Here is a 25,395-nt window from a genome sequence, read left to right as displayed (position 1 = left end):
TGGATATAAATTTTTGGTAGATACATTACAACAGGTAACACTGGGTTTTGATAAACTCTTTTTTGCTAAACTAAGCTGTACTCAAGTTTTTCTTAAAAAATATATTGAGAACTTCATGAAAATAATTTGTTTAATAAAGATTAGAGCATCTACCACTAGATACTATATTCTGTAGTGACCTCGACGGCTGAAATTATATACTCGGACAAAAAGGAAATAAAGCTTTGAACTTTAACATAACACAAAAAGTTATGCATGATACATTAAGACTTGATGAAGTAGTAGAATTTGCTGAGAACCCAGAACCTCGTTGTCCTTGTGTACTTTTACTAGATACATCTGGCTCGATGCAAGGAGATCCGATTGAGGCTTTAAATCAGGGTTTGCTCAGTCTAAAGGATGAATTGGTCAAAAATTCCTTAGCCGCAAGACGTGTAGAAGTGGCGATCGTCACTTTTGATAGTAATGTCAATGTAGTACAAGACTTTGTGACTGCCGATCAATTTAATCCGCCCATTTTAACGGCACAGGGCTTGACTACAATGGGTGCAGGCATTCATAAAGCTTTGGACATAATTCAAGAGCGGAAATCTCAGTATCGTACCAATGGGATTGCTTACTATCGTCCTTGGGTATTCATGATTACCGATGGAGAACCCCAAGGTGAGTTAGAGAATGTAGTGGAGCAAGCATCTGTGCGCTTACAGGGAGACGAGGCGAACAAGCGTGTAGCATTCTTTACAGTTGGTGTAGAAAATGCGAATATGACACGTTTAAATCAAATAACTGTACGTACACCTTTGAAACTCAAAGGACTAAACTTCATCGAGATGTTTGTCTGGCTATCAACTAGTATGTCAGCTGTTTCTCATTCGCAGGTAGACGAACAGGTAGCACTACCGCCGATTGGTTGGGGGACTGTTTAATTAAAAATCGCAGCTTGATGTTGAGACAGCGAGCTGTTGAAAAAAAATCTATGAAAATATCAAAACAGATTGCTCAATGGCGGATTGTGGCTGCGTCGGTATGTGGTACAAGTCACTTAAAAAACAAGCAGTTATGTCAGGATGCTCATCACTGGCAAATATTGTCTGATAATGTTTTGGTGGCAGCCGCAGCAGATGGCGCGGGTTCTGCTAGCCTTGGGAAAGTGGGAGCGATGATTGCTGTGGAGACAGCAATAGAAAGCATTTCTAGCAGAGGAATCACCCAAAAAGTTTTGAGTGATGATGCGTTTGTGCGATCGCTCTTAAATGATGCCATACTAGCCGCCAAAAAAGCTGTGGAGGCTGAAGCGGCTACTTGTGACAAACAACCTCAAGACTTAGCAACTACCTTAATTATGATGGTGGCCACACCAGAAGTTGTAGCTGTAGTGCAAATAGGTGATGGTTTGGCAGTGGCAAAAGATAGCACTGGCAATCTCCTCGCTCTAACTATACCTGATAGCGGCGAGTACATCAACGAAACCACTTTTTTAACTTCTCCTACGGCCTTAGATACAGCGCAGATGAGATTATGGCGCACCGACATAGTTAATGTTGGTATCATCACCGACGGACTACAAATGCTGGCTTTGAATATGGTTATTGGAGAGCCTCACAAACCATTCTTTTTTCCACTGTTTGAATTTGTAGCTAATACCGAAGATAAGACAGAAGCCAAGGAGCAGTTAGTAAAGTTTTTACGCTCAGACCGAATTACACAACGCACTGATGATGATTTGACACTCATTATAGCTGCATTCAACGACTCATGAGCAATCAATTTACAGGTTTCACATCCTAAATAACTTCCGTTAGCGGTAATTTCATTATGCAGGTACTACGTTGTTCCCCTAGAAAAGAAATCCTCAGCCTCAATGTCAGTTTGGGGCGTGGCGGTGAAGCTTGTGTTTATGCAGTGCCATCTGATAATGACTTGGTGGCGAAGATTTACCACAAGCCAACTACAGCCCATGCTGAGAAATTACAGGCGATGCTTGCCAACCCGCCAGAAAACCCGACAGCTAGTTTGGGTCATATCTCTATCGCTTGGCCAGAGGATTTATTGCGGACACCAGATGGCAAAAATAGCATTTTGGGCTTTTTGATGCCACGGATTCAGGGGATGCGTCCAATCATCGACTTTTACAACCCCAGAACCCGTCGTCAACACTGCCCCCTATTCAACTATCAGTACCTGCTCCGCACGGCTCGTAACTTGGCGGCAGCTTTTGCCGCTTTGCACGCTAGTGGATATTGTATAGGTGATGTCAACGAGTCAAATATCCTCGTCAGTGACACCGCACTAGTGACTTTGATAGACACAGACTCTTTCCAAGTACTCGACCCCAACAGCAATGTTGTTTATCGCTGCCCAGTCGGGAAACCAGAGTTTACACCACCAGAACTACAGAATAAAACTTTTGCCCAACACGATCGCGAAATTTCTCACGATTTATTTGGGTTAGCAGTGCTGGTATTCCAACTTTTAATGGAAGGCACTCACCCATTTTCGGGGATTTTTCAAGGTTCTATTGAGCCACCACCCTACGAAGCCCGCATTGCATCGGGGCATTTCACTTATAGCCAAAAGCGGTACGTACCCTACCTACCTACCCCCATTGCGCCCCCTTGGGAAATTCTTCATCCCAGCCTACAAGAACTATTTGTCCGTTGTTTTGAAGACGGTCACAACAACCCACAGTTGCGTCCCAATGCCCAGACTTGGCTCTCAGCCATCGCTGAAGCCGAAGATTCTTTAATTACCTGCACCACAAATCCCCAGCATCGCTACAACAACCACATGCGTAGCTGTCCGTGGTGTGAACGTACCGTGCGATTAGGCGGACGCGACCCCTTCCCATCACATCGGGCCATAGAAGCGAGAGAACATCTCCAACCGCGAATCAAAGCGAAAAAGCGCTACACCCAGACACCGCATTTTCCCCAGCGCAGTATGTCACCGCACTTAGGTAATTATTGGCAGCCAGTAATTACTCCAAGCGGTTCATCTTATAAACGTTCCAAGAAGTCAAAATTGTACCCGGTTATTTGTTGTTTGCTGGGTTTCGGTTTATTGGGATATGCCGACGTAATGATTAAATTTACTCAGCCGTTGGTTTCCCAAAATGCTTACACTCAACAAACATTGAAGTCTCGCCAGACAATTAATAAACTCAGCTTCGCTGATTACTATCAGCAGAGTCAAACTGCTTACAAAGACCGAGATTACGAAAAAGCAATTGCCAGCTTAACCGAAGCAATTGAACAACAACCAACACATACCACAGCAATTGTAAATCGGGGCAATGCCCGCTATAACCTCAAAGACTACGAAGGAGCAGTTACAGATTATAGTCAAGCTCTTAAAATCAATCCCAATCAAACCAAAGCCCTTGTGAATCGGGGTAATGCCCGCTATATGCTCGCCGAATATAGCAACGATCCTGATGCAGAGTATAACCTAGCGATCGCAGACTATAATCGAGCTATCGGTCTGGATAAGAACGAAATTGAAGCTTATATCAGACGGGGAATTGTCCGCACCCAAATGGCTAAATATAGCGGTGAATCTCAACAAGCTTACAAAAGAGCGATCGCAGATTTCACTCAGGTTATAAAACGTAATGTATCGAAAGCAGAAGCTTATTTTCAGCGAGGTGTTGTCTATTATCAAATTGCTCAATATAGCAGCAATTATGAACAAGAATACAATCAAGCGATCGCTGACTTTAACCAAGCATTAACCCTAAGCCCTAAATTAGCAAAAGTATATCTCAAACGAGGTATGGTTCGTTATGAACTAGCACAATATGGTGGTAGTGAATCTAACAAAAATCAGGCGAAAGCGATCGAAGATGTACAGGCATCTGCCAAAATGTTTCTTGAGCAAGATGATATGGATAATTATCAGCAAGCACTCAGTAACTTATGTGTAGTCGTAGAAAACAAATGCGATCCTTTATTTCAAAGCTCAAGTAATTTGGAAAAAACTAACTAAAAACAAGTAAGTTTTTTTACTCGCATACTATCGGTTTTGATTGGAGAAATCAAGCCTAACTAGGGTTAGTACAAGCTAACCCTAGTTATTTATTTGGTAATATTTTTATTTAATTAAGTAATTTATCGAACAGAATTTTTCTTCAATCTCATGTTTATAGATATTCATAGAGCTTTTATATAGAAAAGATGTTAATTTATCTTTCCTTTATAATTTCGGGGGAAATTACAGTTAGATTATTGACGGAGAAAAACAAATCAGAAATCAATTTTTCTCTATCTAAGTGCATCCTCTTCATGTCGAAAAGTCAAATAAAATAATATCCCTACAAATCTCCGAGGTAATTGCATGAAAGCGGTGATTTTGGCTGGTGGTCTTGGTACACGCCTCAGTGAAGAAACTAGTATCAGACCCAAGCCGATGGTTGAGATTGGTGGTAAGCCAATTCTCTGGCACATAATGAAGACTTACTCCGCCCACGGCATTAATGACTTCATCATTTGTTGCGGTTACAAAGGTTACATAATTAAGGAGTATTTTGCTAACTACTTCTTACACATGTCAGATGTTACCTTTGATATGCGATTTAACCAGATGAACGTGCATTCTGGTTATGCAGAACCCTGGCGTGTTACCTTAGTCAATACGGGTGATAATACCATGACAGGCGGACGCTTAAAGCGAATCAGAGAACATCTTGGTAATGAGACTTTTTGCTTTACTTATGGTGATGGTGTAAGTAATATTAATATCACCGAGCTAGTGAAGTTTCACAAAGAACAAAATACATTAGGAACACTCACAGCGGTTCAACCAGCCGGACGTTTTGGAGCCATTTCCTTGGGATATGAGCAAACTAAAATTACCAGCTTTCGGGAAAAACCTGAAGGTGATGGAGCTTGGATTAATGGCGGTTATTTTGTGTTAGAACCAGAAGTAATCAATTTGATTGCTGATGACTCTACAGTATGGGAGCAAGAGCCATTAGAAAAGTTAGCTGATATGGAACAACTATCTGCTTTCAAACATGATGGTTTTTGGCAACCGATGGATACTTTACGCGATAAAAACTATCTAGAGGGGCTATGGAAAAGCAGTCAGGCTCCTTGGAAGGCATGGTAGAAAGAAAGTCAGAAGTCAGAAGTCAGAATTCAGAATTCAGAAGTCAGAAGCCAGAAGTCAGAAGTCAGAAGTTAAATGACAAATGACAAATGACTAATGACTAATGACAAATAAATTTACTGTAATTTTAAGTGCGATAATACTAATGTATGATTTTGCGATTATAGGTGGGGGAATAGTTGGACTCTCTACAGCATTGGCTTTAGGAAAACGCTATCCCAATGCGCGTATTTTAGTACTAGAAAAAGAGAGCCAATGGGCATTTCACCAAACCGGCAATAATAGCGGGGTAATTCATTCTGGTATTTACTACAAACCAGGGAGTTTCAAAGCTAAATTTTGTCGTGATGGTTCTCGCTCTATGGTAGAATTTTGCCAAGAGCATGGAATAGAACATGAAGTTTGTGGTAAAGTCATTGTTGCAACAGAAGAACAAGAACTACCACGTCTAGAAAATCTCTACCAACGCGGCTTAGACAATGGTATAGAAGTTAAGAGAATCAGCCCCGAAGAAGTCAGGGAAATTGAACCTCACGTAAAATGCGTAGGTGGGCTTCGGGTATTCTCAACTGGGATTGTTAATTACAAGCAAGTTTGTTTGAAATATGCCCAGCTAATTCAACAACAGGGCGGAGATTTGCATCTCAATACAAAAGTTCTGAAAATCTCCCCAAGTGGTAAAAATCAGGTACTAGAAACAAACAAAGGCAACTTTGCAACCCGCTTTGTAATTAATTGTACGGGATTGCATAGCGATCGCACCGCTAAATTAGGTAAAGTTGAACCCCAAGCCAAAATCGTCCCATTCCGGGGAGAATACTACGAACTCACCCCAGAAAAACGCTATCTCGTCAAGACACTAATTTACCCAGTTCCCAATCCCGATTTTCCCTTCCTGGGTGTCCACTTTACCCGGATGATTGATGGTAGCGTTCACGCAGGGCCAAACGCGGTTCTATCCCTCAAACGCGAAGGTTACAAAAAAACCGACTTTGATTTACGAGATTTTCTTGAAGTCGTCACCTATCCAGGTTTCTGGAAATTGGCAGCCAAACACGCTGATGAAGGCATCCAAGAAATCATTCGTTCCTTTAGTAAAGCAGCCTTCACCAGAAGTTTGCAAAAACTAATTCCCGAAGTCCAAGCAGAAGACTTAGTTCCCACCCACGCAGGAGTTCGCGCTCAAGCTTTAATGAACGACGGCAAACTTGTAGACGACTTTTTGATTGTTTCCGGTCAAAACTCCATCCATGTTTGCAATGCTCCTTCTCCAGCTGCCACATCTTCTCTAGAAATTGGCAAAGCGCTTGTAGCAGAAATTCCCCAACCCTCGCATCTAGATATTGCAGTAACTGCATAGATAACATTGTTATTACTTCCGGGCTGCTGAATAAAAGGATGAATCTTGTATAGTGGGCATCTTTTCCAGCCTGGAAATATAAGAGACGGGTAAGATACCTATCTCACAAGAAAAAAGTGTAGTGCATCAATTAAGAACCGCTATAGAGTGCTGTTACCCAATAGGTAAGTCGGCAAACTATGTAATGACTGTTAGCCGAGTTATATATAGCGTTTCTGGGTTGAGTCCAATGACCTAACCCCCAACCCCTTCCCTACAAGGGAATGGGAGCAAGATTCAAAGCCTCTCTCCTCTTAGGAGAGAGGTTTGGAGAGAGGTCAAATGATTGCATACAAACGAAAAATATAGCGGTTCCCTCTTGGATGCAACACCCTTTAGGACGCACATCTGTGCATCCCTACTAAACGAAAAATTTAACTCATCAATACAAAGGCGTTAACTACAATGAAAATATTAGTAACTGGAACAGAAGGCTATCTAGGTTCATTATTACCACCTCTGTTAATCGAACGTGGACATGAAGTTATCGGTCTAGATACCGGCTTCTATAAAGTTGGTTGGCTATACAACGCTAATGGGGTAACACCTAAAACCCTTAACAAAGATATCCGCAACATCACCCCTGATGATTTGGAAGGTGTTGAAGCAATAGTTCACATGGCGGAACTTTCCAACGACCCAGCCGGACAATTAGCACCCAATATTACCTACGAAATTAATCATGTAGGTTCAGTTCGTCTCGCTAGCCTAGCTAAAGCTATGGGTGTGCGTCGTTTTGTATATATGTCTTCGTGCAGTGTCTACGGTGTTGCTACCGCAGGTGATGTTACGGAAGAATCCCCAATTAATCCCCAAACAGCCTATGCAGAGTGCAAAACTCTAGTAGAACGGGATGTCACACCACTAGCTGACGATGATTTCTCTCCCACCTTTATGCGGAATGCCACAGCCTTTGGTGCTTCTCCCAGAATGCGCTTTGATATTGTTTTAAATAACTTAGCTGGGTTGGCATGGACTAGCAAACAAATCAAAATGACCAGTGATGGTACACCTTGGCGGCCATTAGTCCACGCACTGGATATTTGCAAAGCAATAGTCTGTGCTTTAGAAGCACCACGAGATATTGTACATAACCAAATCTTCAACGTCGGAGACACAGCAAACAACTATCGTGTCAAAGAAATCGCGGAAATTATTGCTGATATTTTCCCAGATTGTAAATTGTCCTTTGGTGACAATGGCTCAGATAACCGCAGCTATCGGGTATCCTTCGAGAAAATCAACACAATTCTCCCCGGATTTAAATGTGATTGGAATGCCCGACTTGGTGCCCAGCAGCTATTTGATTTATTTAGTCAAATAGATATGGCTGAAGACACTTTCTTATTTAGAGGATTTACTCGCTTAAAACAGCTAGAGTATCTAATCCGCACCGAACAAATTGACAAAGATTTCTTCTGGAATAAAAAGTAGATAGACTTGCCTAACAGCAAAGAAGAAATAATCTAAGTTTCCGAATCAACAATATTTGGTTCGGACTTATTTCATCCATCAAATTATTTGTAATCAGTGAGTTGAAATTTATGGCGAACGCAAAATGTCGTTTTAGTGGTCAACCTCTGCACCAAACCTTTATTGATTTAGGAATGTCACCTTTAGCCAATGCTTATCTGACAGCAGAACAGCTAAATCATGCCGAAAAATTTTATCCGCTCCATGCTTATGTGTCTGAAGACACTCTTTTAGTTCAATTAGAACAATTTGAAACTCCCGATCATATTTTTAGCGATTATGCTTACTTTTCTTCTTACTCAGTAAGTTGGCTAAAGCACGTCAAAGCTTACACCGATATGATGGTAGAGAAATTTGGCTTTAATCATCATAATCAAGTTATTGAGATTGCCAGCAACGATGGCTACCTACTGCAATATTTTGTAGAAAAGGGAATCCCCGTTTTAGGAATAGAACCAGCTGCAAATATAGCTAAGATAGCTCAAAATAGAGGTATTCCTAGTATCAACAAGTTTTTTGGGGTTGAGACTGCCAAAGAACTTGTGATACAAGGAAAACTAGCCGATCTTTTGATAGGCAATAATGTTTTAGCTCATGTACCAGATTTAAATGATTTCATAGCTGGAATGAAACTCATCCTCAAACCGAATGGTATTTTGACGATGGAGTTTCCTCACATTTTGCAATTGATTCAACAAAATCAATTTGATACTATTTATCACGAGCATTTTTCTTACTTCTCATTTCTGACTATCGAAAAGATTTTTGCAGCACACAATTTGCAACTTTTTGATGTGGAAGAATTATCAACTCATGGCGGTTCACTAAGAATTTATGCCAAACATGACGATGCTGATAGTCCTAACATCAGTGACCGAGTTAGCCATCTAAAAGCAAAAGAAATTGCTGCTGGACTGCATCGGATAGAGACTTATATTACATTTAGCGAAAAAGTCAAACAAACAAAGCATAAGCTATTAAATTTCCTTTTGAGTGCAAAAGCAGAAGGGAAATCAATTGTTGGTTATGGCGCACCAGCCAAAGGCAATACATTGCTTAATTACTGTGGGATTGGGAAAGATTTTATCGATTACACAGTCGATTGCAATCCTTATAAACAAGACTTATTTTTGCCTGGGACTCATATTCCCATCTTTGAACCAGACAAAATCCGCGAAACTAAACCAGATTATGTCCTAATTTTACCTTGGAATCTCAAAGAGGAAATTATGGAGCAAATGGCATTTATTGGCGAGTGGGGTGGACAGTTTTTTGTACCAATTCCTGAAGTAAAAATCTATCCGTCTCCTATTCCGGATAGGCTTTTAATAGCATCGTAATTACTAAATATAACCCAAAAGGCGCCTTTTATTACTATTTTATTGTTTTCAATATGAGCATAGAGAATAGGTAAAAAGTAATTAAAAGGCGTAGTTTTATAAAGCTTTTGTTGTTAAATATCAAAAAATCAACTTAAAAGCAGCTTGTTAATAAACAAGCTGTTGCTAGTAGCCTCTTAACTATAGATTTAAGCTTAATATGAATAAACTCCTGACTATTGCCATACCCACTTATAATCGTGCCGGGTTACTTGATAAACAGCTAACATGGTTGGCTCAAGCTATCAAAGGTTTTGAAGATGAGTGTGAGATTTTAGTATCCGATAATTGTTCAACAGATAATACTCAAGGGGTGATCCAAAAATGGCAAGCGACACTTAACAATATTACATTTAAATCAAATAAAAATTCAAAGAATTTAGGCGTAGTTAAAAATATTATGTATTGCCTAAAGTCTACAACAACAAAATATGTTTGGACAATCGGCGATGATGACCCAATTCAAGATAGAGCAATTGCTTATGTGATTAGCAAACTCAGACAACACGAAGATTTATCATTATTATTCCTCAATTTTTCCGGTCGTAACCAAATTACTGGTGAACCAGTTCATCCACCAAAAATAGTTGGTAATCGCTGGTTTGATGTTGATAGTGAAGATGGTAAGGGTGATGGTAAAGCCATATTTGAACATTGTTTTTCAAAAAGTGTCGGTGCAGTCATTTTTCTGACTGCTACAGTCTATCGCACTGACTTAGTAAAACGCGCTCTACAAGATTGGCAAGATGCTGAGAATAACTGGATATCTTTAGCATATTTAGCCGGATATTGTGCTGCTAATGGTAGTGTCATTGTCACTAAAGAGACTTATTTAGAATGTGTTGTTGGTGTGAGTTATTGGCAGAAAGAACCACAATCAGCACTGTTAATGCAATACAAACATATTCCTGAAGTAATTTTGAAATTAGAGCAGAGTGGATATTCTAAACAATTTTGTAGACGGATGCTTTTGCAGAACGGTAAAGAAGTCAACTTAAAAGTTTTCTTGGGTGCTTTAAGAAGATGGCCGATGTCCGCCATTAAAACAGTAGTTCCATTTTTGGCTTTAGTCAGCTTATGTGCTTTTGATGTGATGGTTTCTAAAGAATTCGGTTTAGCAGAATCAAGCGAAATATCTACTGAAGAAGTACGTACCTATAAGCCATAAACTACCTAATTACTAACAACTATATATCAATAAAAGAAGGATTTGTGCCATGTTCAACGCGATTAAACACAAAATAGCTACACTTTCATCTGACTTTGAATATTACCTAGCTTGTTGGAAGCATAGCAAAAATCTGCCAGCATTAGCAGGAAGCGATCGCAACATCCTTAAGACTCTCAAAAAAGATGGTGTTTGCATCACAAACTTGGCAGATTTAGGGTTCGACTCTAGCTCCGAACTGCTCAAAGCTGCTAACCATCAATTGTTTCAGATGGAAAATCCCAGCAATGAGCATCTAGATGAAAGGTTGCCACAAATTTATACAGTTACAGGTTTACCAGAATTTTATGCCTGGGGAGTAGAGAAAAGGCTACTCAACATCATCGAAAATTATATCGGTCTTCCAATTGCTTTTCATGGTGTACATTTACGCAAAGATTTTAAGAGCAAATATCAGTTTGGGACACTACTATGGCATAGTGATGCCGAAGACCGGCGCATTATCAAAATCATTATTTACTTGAATGATGTAGAAGAAAAAACTGGGCCTTTTCAATACATCCCTCGCTCTCTAACTTCCTTATTTAGTTGGAATTATTTTCGACTTTACTACAAACTTTGGAAGTCAGGCTATATGGGTATCGATGATGAACAAGTAAAACCAGTCATCCCCAAATCAGCTTGGAAATCCTGCCCAGGGCCAGCAGGTACAGTCATTATTGTAGATACGAAAAATGCCTTACATCACGGCACAGTTCGTACAGAAGACCGCTCAACACTATTCTTTTGTTACACCGCCAATCCTCCTGAACGGCCAGACCTCTGTACCCAATACTGGGATGATACTTATCCCAGAGTAGAGTTACGTTCTGCATCTGATGCAATTAAAGTTTCGAATTAACCACAGAGACGCAGAGAACACAGAGGAAGAGAAGGAAAGGGCATTGCTCGACTATCTCTTAAACTCTCATATCTCTGTGTCCTCTGTGCCTCTGCGGTTCGTTTATTTTTGACACAAATACTAAGCAATTAGCAAGTATTTTCTTACTCAACATTCATTTTAAAGGAATTACATGATTTTTACCGAAACTGCACTCAAAGACGCATTCATTATTGACTTAGAAGAAAAGCCAGACCACCGAGGTTTTTTTGCTCGATCTTTCTGCGCTCAAGAATTTGAAGCCCACGGATTAAAGCCAACAGTTGCCCAATGTAACTTGTCTTTTAACTACAAAAAAGGCACTATCCGGGGAATGCATTATCAAATTCTGCCAGCAGCAGAAACAAAGTTAATTCGCTGTACTAAAGGCGCTATCTATGACGTAATTATTGATATGCGTCCTGAATCTCCTAGCTTTTTATCACACATTGGGGTGGAACTAACACCAGAAAACCGCCGAGCTTTGTATGTTCCAGAAATGTTTGCTCACGGCTATCAAGCACTGACGGATGAAACTGAAGTTGTATATCAAGTGGGTGAATTTTACACGCCAGGGTATGAAAGAGGTTTACGCTATGATGACCCATTCTTTGCCATTGATTGGCCTCTAGATGTGACTGAAATCTCTGAGAAAGATTTGAGTTGGCCTTTGTTGAGAATGATGACTGTTGGCGGTACTTCTAGATAAATTTAGGGGTATTATTTTTAACGAACCGCATACTCCTACGGAGAAGCAAGCTACGCGCAGCGTCTCGTTAGAGAAGGACGCAAAGAGCGCAAAATAAAGAAAGAAATTAGAATTGATGTAGATAAAACTATCAATTACTAATTAAATTTTGAGATATTACGTTAATGAAATTAGGTAGAAATAAATGTCAAAAATTCTATCTCGTGTCGAAAATACTATCTCTTTTGTTTCCAAAAAAGTTCAAGCTCGGATTAATTACGCTAAGACCTTACAGGTTGTTTCTCTAAAGCCAAAACAACCTTCTAAGGGGAATGTGCTTCTTTCTTATCGGATTGAGCCATTCCTCTTAAAACATGGTCAGCCAATGCCTAATGACCACACTTGGTACTGGGAAGTTTGGCAAATAGCCCAAACTTTTTTAGACTTGGGCTATAACGTTGATGTTATCCAGTTCCACAATGATAAATTCGTTCCGCAAAAGCACTACGCATTTTTCATTGATATCCGTCATCGGATGGAAGCACTTGCACCAAAACTCAATAAAGATTGCATCAAAATTTTCCACGTTGACATTGCAAATATGGTGTTTCGCAATGCAGCTGAATGCAACAGGCTTTTAGAAGTACAACAGCGCAAAGGTGTAACTTTAAAACCACAGCGATTTGAGGTTCCTAACTTGGGAATTGAATATGCCGATTGCGCCATTGTGTTGGGTAACGATTTCACAACTGATACATTCAAGTATGCCAACAAACCGATGTATCGTATCCCAATTTCTTCGCCTGTTGTTTATCCCTATCCTGACAAGAAAGATTTTGAAGCGGTAAGAAAACGTTTTCTGTGGTTTGGTGGCAGTGCTTTAGTCCTGAAAGGATTAGATTTAGTTTTAGATGCCTTTGCCCAAATGCCGGAATACCATTTAACAGTTTGTGGCCCGGTAAGTAGTGACAAAGAATTTGAACAAGCTTTCTATAAAGAACTGTACGAAACACCTAACATTCACACTTATGGGTGGATTGATGTTAGCAGCCCTGACTTTATAGAGGTTACAAATAACTGTTTAGGGCTGGTTTATCCTTCTGTTTCTGAAGGACAGTCAGGAGCGGTAATTAGTTGCTTACAAGCTGGGCTAATTCCCATTTTAAGCTACGAATCTGGTGTTGATGTTCATGATTTTGGTGTGATTTTTGATAACCTTTCCCTTGAAGAAATTAAGGAAAAAGTTAGAAGTATTTCCAATTTGCCTGTTGAAAACCTACAGATGATGTCTCGTCAGGCTTGGGAATATGCCAGAGCAAATCATACCAAAGAAAAATTTGCTCAAGTTTACAGAAATGTTGTAGAGCAAATTATCGAAAATCACAGCCAGAAAAAACATACTGCTTCCACATCATCTAGCAAACAACCTGTTACTAGCAATCACTAATTTTAATTCCCATGAAAATGTACTTAATATTTAGCTATAAAAAATCATTAAGTGCAAGTTTATAGAGAATTTGTATCACAACCAACAGTTCCAAAAAGGAGTTTAGTTCATGATTATTATCGATCGCGCCTTACAAGCCCGTGCAGCAGCCGGAAATCCTATCAAAGTGGGAATGATCGGTGCTGGTTTTATGGGTCGAGGAATTGCCAACCAAATTGTCAATTCAGTGCCAGGGATGGAGTTAGTTGCTATCTCCAATCGTCAGATTGATGCAGCCAAACAAGCTTATTCGGAAGCAGGAATTGAAGATATTCAAGTTGTTGCAACTGTCAGCGAATTAGAAGATGCGATCGCAAACGGTAAGTATGCAGTCACAGAAGACGCTAAGTTACTGTGTCGGGCTGAGGGCATCGAGGCCATAATCGAAGTCACAGGTGCAGTGGAATTTGGCGCTCACATCGTAATGGAAGCGATCGCTCACCGCAAACATGTGATCATGATGAATGCCGAACTCGACGGCACTATTGGCCCCATCTTGAAAGTGTATGCCGACAAAGCAGGTGTGATTCTCAGCGCCTGTGATGGCGATCAGCCAGGGGTGCAAATGAACCTCTACCGCTTTGTCAAAAGCATTGGTTTAACTCCCTTATTGTGCGGTAACATTAAAGGACTCCAAGACCCCTATCGCAATCCCACCACCCAGGAAGGATTTGCTAAACGTTGGGGTCAAAAGCCCCACATGGTGGCTAGCTTCGCTGACGGAACCAAAATTTCCTTTGAGCAAGCGATCGTTGCCAATGCCACAGGGATGAAAGTCGCCAAGCGGGGAATGCTGGGATATGACTTCAACGGTTATGTCGAGGAAATGACCCATTTATATGATGTTGAACAACTCAAAGAACTGGGTGGTATTGTCGATTATGTAGTTGGAGCAAAACCAGGCCCAGGCGTATATGTATTTGCCACTCACGACGACCCCAAGCAACGCCACTATCTCAACTTATACAAATTAGGCGAAGGCCCACTTTACAGCTTCTATACTCCTTATCACCTCTGTCATTTTGAAGTTCCTTTGTCTGTAGCGCGTGCTGTCCTCTTCGGTGATGCCGTCATGTCTCCACTCGCAGGCCCCTTAGTAGATGTTGTCACCACCGCCAAAATCGACCTGAAAGCTGGAGAAACCCTGGATGGCATCGGTTACTACATGACCTACGGACAATGTGAGAATTCCCCCATCGTCCAACAGCAAAATCTCCTACCAATTGGTTTAGCTGAAGGATGTCGCCTGAAACGGGATATTAATAAGGATCAAGTTCTCACTTATGAGGATGTAGAATTACCTGAAGGCAGACTCTGCGACCAACTAAGAACTGAGCAAAACAATTATTTCGCCTCAGAAAAAATCTTGGTAGCAGTTGGGTAATATCGATTCCAAAAATATTTGCGACAAATGAATTGGCTGTAGGGGTGTACAGCTGTACGCCCCTAATACGTTTCGGATAAGATCCCCCCGCCTGCGGCGACCCCCTTAAAAAGGGGGTAAAAATTACAAAAAGCCCCCCTTTTTAAGGGGGGTTGGGGGATCTCCGAAGCCCCTACCAACATATTTGTCGCCAGGATTTCGTAAAGAGAGAGGATAGGAAGCTATACTGCGGGACACTAAAGTTGTTGATAATAACTTGCTGGGGAGCCTTGAAACCAACCCGATCGAAACTTTAGGTTAAATTGATGAAAATTGCTCTAGTCCACGATTATTTAACCCAGCGAGGTGGGGCAGAGCGTGTATTTGAACTGCTTTGTAAGCGTTATCCTGAAGCAGACATTTTCACATCTCTGTACGATCCTCAAAAAACTATTGATCTAGGCGATCGCATCGTTAACACAACCTTCTTACAAAAAATCCCTGGTGCAGCAAAGTATTTCAGGTCAATGGCTCCTCTATACTTTCCTGCCTTTCGCGCCTTGGATCTGCAAGACTACGATCTAATTATTAGCAGTAGCACCAGCTTCGCCAAAGCAGTACGAAAAAATCCCAACGCCCGCCACATTTGCTTTTGCCATAACGTCACCCGTTTTTTATGGGATACGGCAACCTATTTAAGGGAGTACGGAGACTATAGGTATTTTGCACCTTTAATCGAACAAGTATTTCAAATCATGAGAAAGGTAGACCTGAAATATGCACAGGAGCCTGACCTTTACATAGCTAATTCTAGTGTTGTTGCCCGCCGTATTGAAAGTATTTATGGCAAAAAGGCAATGATGGTAAACTATCCAATTGATACTAGTAAATTTGTTTTTTCAGATATAAAAGATGAATATTATCTGGCTTCAGCCCGGATGATTAGTTATAAACGCCTTGATATAATAGTCGAAGCTTTTAACTGGCTAGGATGGCAATTATTAATATCAGGTGACGGGCCAGAACTAGAAAGGTTAAAATCTAAAGCATTAAAAAATATTGTGTTCTTGGGACACGTAAGTGATAGAACCCGCAAAGACTTGTTTTCCAAAGCCAAGTCTATTATTGTCGCAGCATTAGAAGATTACGGGTTAGTTCCAGTAGAGGCTAATGCTAGCGGCACACCAGTCATCGCTTATGGAGCAGGTGGAGTATTAGATACTCAAATACCAGGTGAAACAGGAGTCTTTTTCAAAAGACAAACACCTGACTCTCTACAAATTGCATTACAAGAAGCCAATGCCATCTCTTGGGATTACGATCGCATCCGTAATCATGCAGTAGCAAACTTTTCAGAAAATGCCTTCTTTGGGAAAGTTGAGCAAATTATTAATCAGGCTTGTGGCGGGCATCAAATATTCATTTGATTCCGGAATTTCTTGACACTATAAGATTACCTATTTTTTTCTGCCTCGTCCTCGGCAGGTTGTTAAAAATAGGTACTCTTCGGGATATCTCTTAGCGTAATTCTTGAAGACAAGGATAATAAAAGTGGTTCAAACTAGCCTAAATCCTCAAATAAATTCAGCTTCTGAAACTGAGCCAAGTTACGGACAATTATTTGCCGTATTTGTGCGAAGATTTCCTTGGTTTTTAGCAGTATTAATTAGTTCTGTTGCTATAGCAGGCATCGTAACTTTAAAAACTAAACCAACTTATAAAAGTTCAATGCAACTGCTAGTAGAATCTAACTATCAAGGTAAAAAAGAAGGAGCAGGGGTAGATAGCCAGTTTACCGACTCTAATATTGTCATAGATACAGCAACTCAGCTTAACTTGATGCAGAGTTCTGGACTTATCCAAAAAGCAGTTGATAAACTTCAGTCTGATTATCCAGATATCAGTACAGGTGAAATTAAAGCTTCTTTAGTCTTAACTCAATTGAGAAGCAAAGAAGATAATGTCGCTACAAAAATCTTTCAAGTTGAATACACTGCTGGAGATCCAGAAAAGACACAAAAAGTTCTGGGTGCAATTCGACAAGTTTATCTGGAATATAACAAACAACAGCAGACTTCGCGGTTACAAAAAGGTCTGCAAATTATTAGGGAACAGTTAAGTAAAGCCAGTGAAGAAGTAAACGCATCTGAGACTAATTTACAAAGATTTCGCAGAAATCAGAACTTAATTGATCCAGAGTCACAGGCCAAAGCCATTGAGACAGCTTTGAATAATATTGCTCAAGAAAGACAGACAACTCGCGCTCAGTATGGCGAAGCCTTAGCACGCCAAAAATCTTTGGAAGAACAACTTAACCGTTCTCCTCAAAATGCTTTAGTTGCTTCTCGTTTGAGTCAGTCTACTCGCTATCAAGGCTTACTGAACGAAATCCAAAAAAGCGAATTGGCGCTAGCACAAGAACGCTTACGCTTTACAGATCAGACTCCGAGTGTGCAAAAGCTCAAAGAACAGCTTCAGGGACAGAAGGAATTATTGCAACAAGAAGTAGGAAGAACTTTAGGCGAAAAATCTGCTAGTGCATTCACTTCTGGAGACTCTCTTCTTGAAAAAGGGCAACTTGGGCAAATTGATCTTAGCCTTGCTGGTCAGTTAGTGGAAACGCAGACTAATATAGTTGCCTTAACTGCTCGTGATCAAAGTTTAGCTCAGAAAGAAAACGAGCTACGTTTGGAAATCAAACGCTTCCCGCCTCTTTTGGCTTATTACAATCGGATGCTACCGCAGTTGCAATTTAGTCGTGAAAGGTTAGAGCAGCTTTTAAGAGCAGAACAGCAATTGCGGCAAGAACTTTCCAAGGGTGGATTTAATTGGGAAGTGGTAGAAGATCCCCAAAAAGGCGCACAATTAGGCCCCAATCTCCAACAGAACTTGCTGTTAGGTGCTGTGGTTGGGTTGATGTTAGGAGGCATTGCTGCCTTTATTCGAGATTCGGCTGATGATGCAGTTCATACCACTGCTGAGTTAGAGAAGCAAATGGCTCTACCTTTGTTGGGAACAACCCCCAAGTTACCGCCAGCTAAACCCAGAGAATCAATGATTAAATTGCCCTTTGGCAAGCCAGAAGTTCTCGCCCCTTGGACAATTCAGGTACTGCAATCTCCACCACGTTGGGAATCGCTGGATCTGATTTACAAGAATATTGAACTTTTAAATACTGTTGCTAACTTGAAGTCTTTGATGATTACCTCAGCTTTACCAGATGAGGGTAAGTCAGCTTTGGCGTTAGGTTTAGCGATGAGTGCTGCTCGTTTACACAAAAGGGTATTACTAATTGATGCCAACTTACGCGATCCTAGCCTGCACCACCAACTGAATCTTCCTAATGAACAGGGGCTGTCAACTCTATTGGCGAGTGATGCAAGTCTACCCAGCCAGATTAGTCTTCAATACGCAGGTTCCGCCTACATCGATATTTTGACTGCTGGGCCCAAACCTGCTGACCCAGCGAATCTGTTGAGTTCTCCCCGAATGATGCAATTGATGGCAGCTTTTGAGGAAAACTATGATTTGGTACTCATAGATGCTCCCCCAGTTCTTGGTTTGGTGGATGCCATGCTTACTGCCTCATCTTGTCGTAGCGTGGTCATGGTGGCAAGCATTGGTATTGTGACTCGAAGCCAGCTTACTCAAGCTACAGCAATGCTAAGTAAGTTAAACCTGATTGGGGTTGTAGCTAATGGGGTATCAAACTCTAGCAGTAATTACGTACCTTATATCAAACAACAGCAATTGGCTCTCCGTCAAGCTGTAGAAAAGTAGCTAGTATGGCTACGATTGATCCCCGACTTCTTTATATAAATCGGGAATCTAAATTAGTTTAAATGCAACATACTGTAGGGTAGCGCAGCTGTGCTACCCTACTTTTTTATGAACAAAATTAATTTTATTGCTATCAGGAAAATTTTAGTATATTTATGCGATCTTTATGGGTTTTCAGAGAAATTACTGGCTCTTTAAAGAGTAAATAAAGAATTTATTTGAGCGATCGCTATTTCTAGATAGTCTTATATTCTAGAGATTAAAGCACCTTCATAAAGGCTAGAAGACAAGGGTGGAGTGGTTTTGTTAAATCTATCGACACAAGAAACACCTCAGTACAATTAAACGTAGATATAGATTTATGGGTAATTTCCCTCTACATATTTCTACTTTCAGTAGTTACCGGAAAATACCGATTGCCCATGAATATTGATAGTAACGTTGATTTGTAAACCTCTACACCAGCAGAATCCTGGACAATATGTGCTTGACTGAGTGGCAAATAGCAATAACATATTTTTGCCCTCAATTATCTCCAACTTTTTGGACTTACAACAAGATTCGGATTTGGGTCTTTGGCATTGATAGCCTTTGATAACGCCTCAGTAATTCACTTCTGTATAAACCCAAAGACATTATGACAGCTTCAATAATTCCAACTCTAGAGAATTTATATGATGTAACCCAGGAACACCAAGATAATCGTGGGTACTGCACACTCCTGTGGCGGCGGGGTCAGTTGTTGGTGAAGCAGCCTGGACGAGTTAAACAACCATATCTGCCTGCATTAAATAGTAAGCGATCGCTAGTAGAATGCTTACAACATTCTCCAGTAAGTTTGGTAAGCATAGATCCAAAGCTGGGTGAGGCTTTGCTGAGGTTTTGGGCAGATGCGTGTCAAGAAGCTCAAAAACCAATATTCCTAAGCATACCTGCTGGCAATAAACCTTCTAATCAACCCTGGAGACAATTGCAGCGATTAATTGATTGGATTGCTGCTTTAGTATTGCTGGTATTAGTAAGTCCAGTCATGCTGGGATTGATAGCATTAATGCAGGTTTATTCACCAGGATCGCTTTTTTGTCGTGAATGGCGTGTTGGAGAACGGGGTAAACTCTTTCAAGCGATGAAGTTTTGCACGCACAATATCACACCGTTAGGGCATTGGATAGTTAAACACAATCTCGATAATCTGCCCCAGTTATTTAACGTGCTACGGGGTGATATGAGTTTGACTGGTGGTGGATCTCATTGCTGGACTTTGGAAGATGCAGTACACCTAAATAAACTACCAGACATTAAAGCTTCCTGGGAAGTAGAGGCATCTCCCCTGTTACATCTAGATAGCCAAACACTGTAATTCATCTGTGCGGTAATTGATGATTTCATCTACCGCACTGAGGCTAACACAAAAATTACTTACATTGCATCTATAGCGGTCTCTCTACCTTGCCAAACTATTATTATAAAATCGATGAATTCTCAACTCCCTCAAAAATTCCGTAGTTTGCTCAAAGCTTCCAGGTTTTGGCAAGACAACTATTTGATATTGCGAGAATTTAAACACTTTCGCAAAATAGTAATTTTAGCTCTAACATTCTCAATTTTAGCAGCAACCTTTGAAGGAGTAAGCATTGGTTTTTTACTCTCATTCTTGCAAAGCTTAACTAGTCCAAATGCTCAACCTGTCCAAACAGGAATAGAATGGTTTGATACTTTGGTCTTAGGATCTAAGTCATCATCAATTAACCGTCTCTACCGTATATCTTCACTGATATTATTAAGTACTTGGTTACGTGTCGCCTTCAATTATTTTGGACTAGTTTATACTGAACTATCCCAACTGTATTTTGGCGATCGCTTACGCAAGCAAATTTTTGAACAATTACAATCCTTATCGTTAAGTTACTTTGCCAAAACTCGTTCTGGTGAACTAATTAACACAATAACCACAGAAATAGAAAGAATTAGACAGGGTTTCAGTGGTGCAGCCTTTTTAGTAACTAGAGGCATAACAACTCTTGTCTACTTAATCTCAATGTTTTTGATATCATGGCAACTAACTGTAATTTCAGCATTACTATTTACACTTTTAGGTGTAGGGTTATCTAATCTGAATGCCAGAGTTAGAGAATCCAGTTTTGGCATGACAACTGCTAATGCTAACTTTACATCAACAGCCATAGAATTTATTAATGGTATTCGCACTGTTCATTCTTGTGGTACTCAAGAATTTGAACGCCAGCGTTACTACAAAGCTAGCGATAAGGTGGTGAGTTCTACAACTAAAGTTGTATTCACATGGACACTTGTCAAACCAATTGCCGAAGGAGCAGCTACTACGGTGTTGGTGGGAATGATTGTTTTGGCATTCACTAGCCTGGTTAGTAATGGAACGCTACAAGTCGCTTCTTTGTTAACATTTTTCTTTGTGCTATTTCGCTTTGTCCCGTTTGTTCAAGATATTAATGGCACGCGGGCATTTCTCAGTACCTTACACGGTTCAGCAGACAATATTAAAAATCTGTTGAAAAGTGACGATAAATATTATTTTAAGAATGGAAAGCTTGAATTTAAAGCTTTAGAAAGGGCAATAAATTTAGTATCTGTAGATTTCGGTTACGATGACCAAAACATAGTGCTACATAACATTACCCTAACCATTGAGAAGGGGAAAATGACTGCACTAGTTGGAGCCTCTGGTGCTGGTAAAACAACTCTGGCTGATTTAATCCCTCGCTTTTATAATGCAACAGAGGGAAATGTTTATCTCGACGAAGTTGATATAAGACTGTTTGAAATTAACTCTCTACGTCGTCAAATAGCTGTTGTCAGTCAGGATACATTTATCTTCAATACTGATGTTTGGCAAAACATTGCTTATGGAACTCCACAAGCCACTAATGAGCAAATTCAAGAAGCTGCTAAATTAGCGAATGCGCTGGAATTTATTTTAGAAATGCCCGAAGGTTTTAATACCCAATTGGGAGATCGGGGTGTTAGATTATCTGGAGGACAAAGACAGCGAATTGCGATCGCACGGGCGCTACTACGGAACCCAGAAATTTTGATTTTGGATGAAGCAACTAGCGCCCTAGATTCTGTATCCGAGCGCTTAATTCAAGATTCATTAGAAAAGCTATCTGTGGGTAGAACAGTAATTGCGATCGCTCACCGTCTTTCTACTATTGCGAAAGCAGATAAAGTCGTAGTACTAGAAGCAGGACGGATAGTAGAACAGGGCAAGTATCAAGAATTACTCGCACGCCAAGGCAAGCTGTGGGAATATCACCAGATGCAATACTATAATTCGTAATTCGTAATGGGCTACGCCCTGTAATTCGTAATTTACAAAATATAAATTACGAATTCATTTCTCTACTCAGTTATTGATAATTTTAACAAGGAAAAATAAATGGTAAATATAGGCTACCACACTGCTAAAATTCAGGGTAAATTTAATCGTTCTCTATATAAAGCAGCCATTTCTCAGATTGTAAACATCCCGATAAAGCAAACTCGGCAAGTTCCGGTAAGTATCTATGCCTTATCATGCGAACGCGATCTACCAGAACAAGTGGCAAGTATTCGCTCATTCATTCGTCATGTCGGCATTCCAGAGACATTTACTGTAGTTTCCGATGGTAGTTATACTGATTCTAGTTGTAATTTGCTCCGCCGTATCCATCCCTGCGTTCAGGTAATACTTTTACAAAACTTCCTGAGAACAGATTTACCTCAATGTGTTCTTGATTATGCCCAACTGCATCCAATGGGCAGAAAGTTGTCGGCATTGATGTCGATTCCTGTTAATGGTACTACGATTTACACTGATTCGGATATTTTATTTTTTCCTGGCGGGATTGACTTAATTGATTTGAGTAAGTCGGACGAAAAATACTCTCTTTATCTACCTGATTGTTCGATGTCACTTGACGAGCGAATTATTTATGATGAGTCTGAAAAATTGAATCCTGTAAATGGTGGATTTATATTATTTAGGCATGAATTTGACTGGAGTTTTGCTATCGAACGTTTAGCAAATCTTCAAGAAGTTCCTAGTTATTTTACTGAGCAAACAATTGTACATTTGACCATGCACCACAATCATGGTAAACCTCTATGCTCAAATAAATATGTTCTCAATGTAGAAGATCAGTTTATTTATCCAGATAAATCTGCAAGTAAAAACATTGCTCTCAGACATTATGTGAGTGATGTTAGACACAAGCTTTGGTTTAATGTTGGCATATAAGTTGATGAAGATAAGCCTCTATTGATATGAGGAATCTAATTAATAGTAACGTAAAGACAGATGGTGATTAATGCTTAACTCAATCAATGAAGCCAAACAAGATAATAAACACTTGCATAGAGGGATTTTTGAAGAAGACCTGATTTATCAATGCTCCAATTTTGATGTAGGTGAGGGCGGAGGTGTTGAAACTTATTTAGCTTCTCTGTTTGAACATCGACCACCCGAAGTTAGCGATCGCGTGATAAAATCCCTCAAGGGTGTTGACCAAAGCCAATTCAAGCTACTGCACATCCACAGCCCAGATTTACTATTGCAGCTTACAGGCGAATGTCCCACTGTCTTTAGTGTTCATAATCACTCATTGTACTGTCCTAGTGGCACAAAGTATTTAGCAGGGCAACGGACAATCTGCGATCGCAACTTTTCTTACTTAGGTTGTACTTGGGGTAAGTTAGTAGATAAATGTGGTAGCCGTAGACCGTTAAGAACTCTTAAAGAACTTCAAATTACTCATCAGTTATTAGATACCTTAAAAAAGGTAAAAATTACTTTTGTCGCTAATAGCGAATACGTGCGTCAAGAGTTGATTAAAAACGGCGTACCTTCTGAGCAAACTGTAACGCTACACTGTGGTATCTCTGTACCGCAAATAAAGACCGCTCCCCTAAGCTTAGAAGTTCACCAAAATCATAGAATTTTATTTGTTGGCCGCATTGTTTCTGATAAAGGTCTGGAATGGCTACTTAAAACCTTAATACATACAAATCCGCAAATTCAACTTGATATTGCAGGTGAAGGTTGGGAACGGCCCCGGTTAGAAAAGTTAGCAAACACACTCGGATTAAGTAATCGGATCACTTGGCATGGTTGGTGCGATGCTGACAAAATAAATCAACTTTATCAACAGTGTTTTGCAGTCATCTTTCCTAGTGTCTGGCCTGAACCTGCCGGTCTTGTAACACTGGAAGCATACTCTAATTATCGTCCTGTAATTGGTAGTGCAGTGGGAGGAATTCCAGAGCATTTACGAGATGGAGAAACAGGTATTCTTGTTCCAGGTAATGATATCAAAAAGCTAGTTGATGCTATTCATTATTTGGATGAAGATTATCAAAAAAGCCGGCAGATGGGCGAACAAGGTCATGCTTTATTGATGAAAGAATTTACAATGGCTGCTCATGTAAATAATCTGCAAACAATTTATGAAAAAACAATAGCTGACTTCACTTCGAGAACGAAAAAATTATATAGTATTTCTCAAGTGAAATAAGCTTAATTTGCTCCAAAGGTGCATCTTTTATCTATCTATTAAATATAAAGGAAAAAAATATGTCATTATCTCAAGAATGCCAACAGCCTTTAGTCAGCGTTATTATCCCTACCTATAACCGACCAGACTATCTCAAGCAAGCGATCGCTAGTGCTATTAAACAGACTTATCAAAATATCGAAATTATTGTTTCAGATAATTGCAGTCCAGAAAATCCTCAAGCACTTGTGGCATCTTTTGGTGATTCACGCATCAGATTTTGGCGACATCAACAAAATGTAGGTATGCTTGCTAATCAGCAGCATGGCTTCAATATGGCACGAGGTAAATATGTTGCTAGTCTTCATGATGATGATATGTGGAATGAAGACTTTCTAGCAAAGCTTGTACCAATCCTAGAAGCAAATCCTGAATTAATTCTCGCTTTTTGTGACCAATATATCATAGATGCAAATGGCATAATTGATAATGCTGGGACTGAAAAAAATACACGCGGTTATAAGCGAGATAAACTGAAAGAAGGAATTTATCAACCTTTCTACAAAGTTGGATTGGTAGATAAAAGTATCCCTACTGCTGCATCTTGTGTAATTCGCAATAATCTTGTCGATTGGGATAGTATTCCTCCAGAAGTTGGTGGGATGTGGGATTTATATTTAACTTACCTGTGTTGTATATCGGGTTATGGCGCTTACTACTATCCAGAAAGACTGACGCGATATCGCGCCCATGAGCAAACTGATACTATGCTCAGTGGTAGTCGAGATGTCCAGGCAAAAATCCGTAAAGCTAAAAGCGAAATGTTCTGTTATCAAGTCTTTATGGAAGACGCTCGGTTACAGCAATTTAGGACATATTTTCAACAGAAATGGTTAGAGGCTAATACAACTTTGGGAATTGGTTTGCTGCGAAGTAAAGAGATAGCGGTAGCACGTCCTTATTTTTGGCAGGCGCTGACTAAACAAAAGTTTAATGCGCGAACATTAGTCGCACTAAGTCTTAGTTTTACTCCGCAATTTTTGGCAAATAAATTAATAGAGTTGTCGAAATAGTAGAGTCTTGTAGGGGCAATTAATGAATTGCCCTTATCTGAAAATTTATCTTTT

Annotated in this window: 19 protein-coding genes; all 19 read left to right on the top strand. The window is 40.1% G+C overall.

Features of this window, described 5'->3' with window-relative positions; translation table 11 throughout:
- Window positions 1–251 precede the first annotated feature (251 nt).
- The 19 genes from FD724_RS02480 to FD724_RS02390 all read left to right on the top strand — a co-directional run bounded on the left by FD724_RS02480 (window position 252) and on the right by FD724_RS02390 (window position 25,341).
- Window positions 252–926, top strand: coding sequence for a VWA domain-containing protein (locus FD724_RS02480; protein WP_114082323.1), 675 nt, complete (start codon window positions 252–254; stop codon window positions 924–926).
- 50 nt (window positions 927–976) lie between these two features.
- A complete protein-coding gene (locus FD724_RS02475) occupies window positions 977–1,759 on the top strand; it encodes a PP2C family serine/threonine-protein phosphatase (protein ID WP_179071476.1) in 783 nt (260 codons plus the stop codon).
- 56 nt (window positions 1,760–1,815) lie between these two features.
- Window positions 1,816–3,984 (top strand): tetratricopeptide repeat protein, encoded by a 2,169-nt coding sequence (locus FD724_RS02470; protein WP_179071475.1) that lies wholly within the window; start codon window positions 1,816–1,818, stop codon window positions 3,982–3,984.
- 348 nt (window positions 3,985–4,332) lie between these two features.
- Window positions 4,333–5,106, top strand: a complete 774-nt coding sequence (gene rfbF / locus FD724_RS02465; RefSeq protein WP_012407827.1) for a glucose-1-phosphate cytidylyltransferase — start codon at window positions 4,333–4,335, stop codon at window positions 5,104–5,106.
- A 145-nt stretch (window positions 5,107–5,251) separates the two neighbouring features.
- A complete protein-coding gene (gene lhgO / locus FD724_RS02460; protein ID WP_012407826.1) occupies window positions 5,252–6,466 on the top strand; it encodes an L-2-hydroxyglutarate oxidase in 1,215 nt (404 codons plus the stop codon).
- A 444-nt stretch (window positions 6,467–6,910) separates the two neighbouring features.
- Complete coding sequence (locus tag FD724_RS02455) at window positions 6,911–7,939, top strand: NAD(P)-dependent oxidoreductase (protein WP_012407825.1); 1,029 nt, start codon at window positions 6,911–6,913, stop codon at window positions 7,937–7,939.
- A gap of 110 nt (window positions 7,940–8,049) precedes the next feature.
- Entirely contained in the window at window positions 8,050–9,318 is a 1,269-nt protein-coding gene (locus FD724_RS02450; protein ID WP_179071474.1) for a class I SAM-dependent methyltransferase, read from the top strand.
- A 199-nt stretch (window positions 9,319–9,517) separates the two neighbouring features.
- Window positions 9,518–10,525: a glycosyltransferase gene (locus FD724_RS02445; protein WP_179071473.1), complete on the top strand. Its 1,008-nt coding sequence runs from the start codon at window positions 9,518–9,520 to the stop codon at window positions 10,523–10,525.
- Window positions 10,526–10,574: 49 nt separating this feature from the next.
- Window positions 10,575–11,426, top strand: coding sequence for a phytanoyl-CoA dioxygenase (locus FD724_RS02440; RefSeq protein ID WP_179071472.1), 852 nt, complete (start codon window positions 10,575–10,577; stop codon window positions 11,424–11,426).
- Between the two features lie 172 nt (window positions 11,427–11,598).
- Window positions 11,599–12,153 (top strand): dTDP-4-dehydrorhamnose 3,5-epimerase, encoded by a 555-nt coding sequence (rfbC, locus tag FD724_RS02435; protein ID WP_179071471.1) that lies wholly within the window; start codon window positions 11,599–11,601, stop codon window positions 12,151–12,153.
- Between the two features lie 184 nt (window positions 12,154–12,337).
- Window positions 12,338–13,579, top strand: a complete 1,242-nt coding sequence (locus FD724_RS02430) for a glycosyltransferase (protein WP_179071470.1) — start codon at window positions 12,338–12,340, stop codon at window positions 13,577–13,579.
- Window positions 13,580–13,688: 109 nt separating this feature from the next.
- Window positions 13,689–15,002 (top strand): NAD(P)H-dependent oxidoreductase, encoded by a 1,314-nt coding sequence (locus tag FD724_RS02425; RefSeq protein WP_179071469.1) that lies wholly within the window; start codon window positions 13,689–13,691, stop codon window positions 15,000–15,002.
- A gap of 305 nt (window positions 15,003–15,307) precedes the next feature.
- Window positions 15,308–16,408, top strand: a complete 1,101-nt coding sequence (locus FD724_RS02420) for a glycosyltransferase (protein ID WP_179071468.1) — start codon at window positions 15,308–15,310, stop codon at window positions 16,406–16,408.
- 124 nt (window positions 16,409–16,532) lie between these two features.
- A complete protein-coding gene (locus FD724_RS02415; protein WP_179071467.1) occupies window positions 16,533–18,761 on the top strand; it encodes a polysaccharide biosynthesis tyrosine autokinase in 2,229 nt (742 codons plus the stop codon).
- Window positions 18,762–19,398: 637 nt separating this feature from the next.
- Window positions 19,399–20,121, top strand: coding sequence for a heterocyst development glycosyltransferase HepC (hepC, locus tag FD724_RS02410; protein WP_179071466.1), 723 nt, complete (start codon window positions 19,399–19,401; stop codon window positions 20,119–20,121).
- Window positions 20,122–20,235: 114 nt separating this feature from the next.
- Window positions 20,236–22,077, top strand: a complete 1,842-nt coding sequence (gene hepA / locus FD724_RS02405) for a heterocyst formation ABC transporter subunit HepA (protein ID WP_179071465.1) — start codon at window positions 20,236–20,238, stop codon at window positions 22,075–22,077.
- Between the two features lie 99 nt (window positions 22,078–22,176).
- Window positions 22,177–23,016: a hypothetical protein gene (locus tag FD724_RS02400; protein ID WP_179071464.1), complete on the top strand. Its 840-nt coding sequence runs from the start codon at window positions 22,177–22,179 to the stop codon at window positions 23,014–23,016.
- Window positions 23,017–23,086: 70 nt separating this feature from the next.
- Window positions 23,087–24,289, top strand: coding sequence for a glycosyltransferase family 4 protein (locus tag FD724_RS02395; RefSeq protein WP_179071463.1), 1,203 nt, complete (start codon window positions 23,087–23,089; stop codon window positions 24,287–24,289).
- A gap of 59 nt (window positions 24,290–24,348) precedes the next feature.
- A complete protein-coding gene (locus FD724_RS02390) occupies window positions 24,349–25,341 on the top strand; it encodes a glycosyltransferase family 2 protein (protein ID WP_179071462.1) in 993 nt (330 codons plus the stop codon).
- The last annotated feature ends 54 nt before the right edge of the window (window positions 25,342–25,395 follow it).

This window comes from Nostoc sp. C057, assembly GCF_013393925.1.
Taxonomy (GTDB): domain Bacteria; phylum Cyanobacteriota; class Cyanobacteriia; order Cyanobacteriales; family Nostocaceae; genus Nostoc; species Nostoc muscorum_A.
The sequence above is the reverse complement of the archived record's forward strand: the minus strand, read 5'-3'. Positions and strand labels throughout refer to the sequence as shown.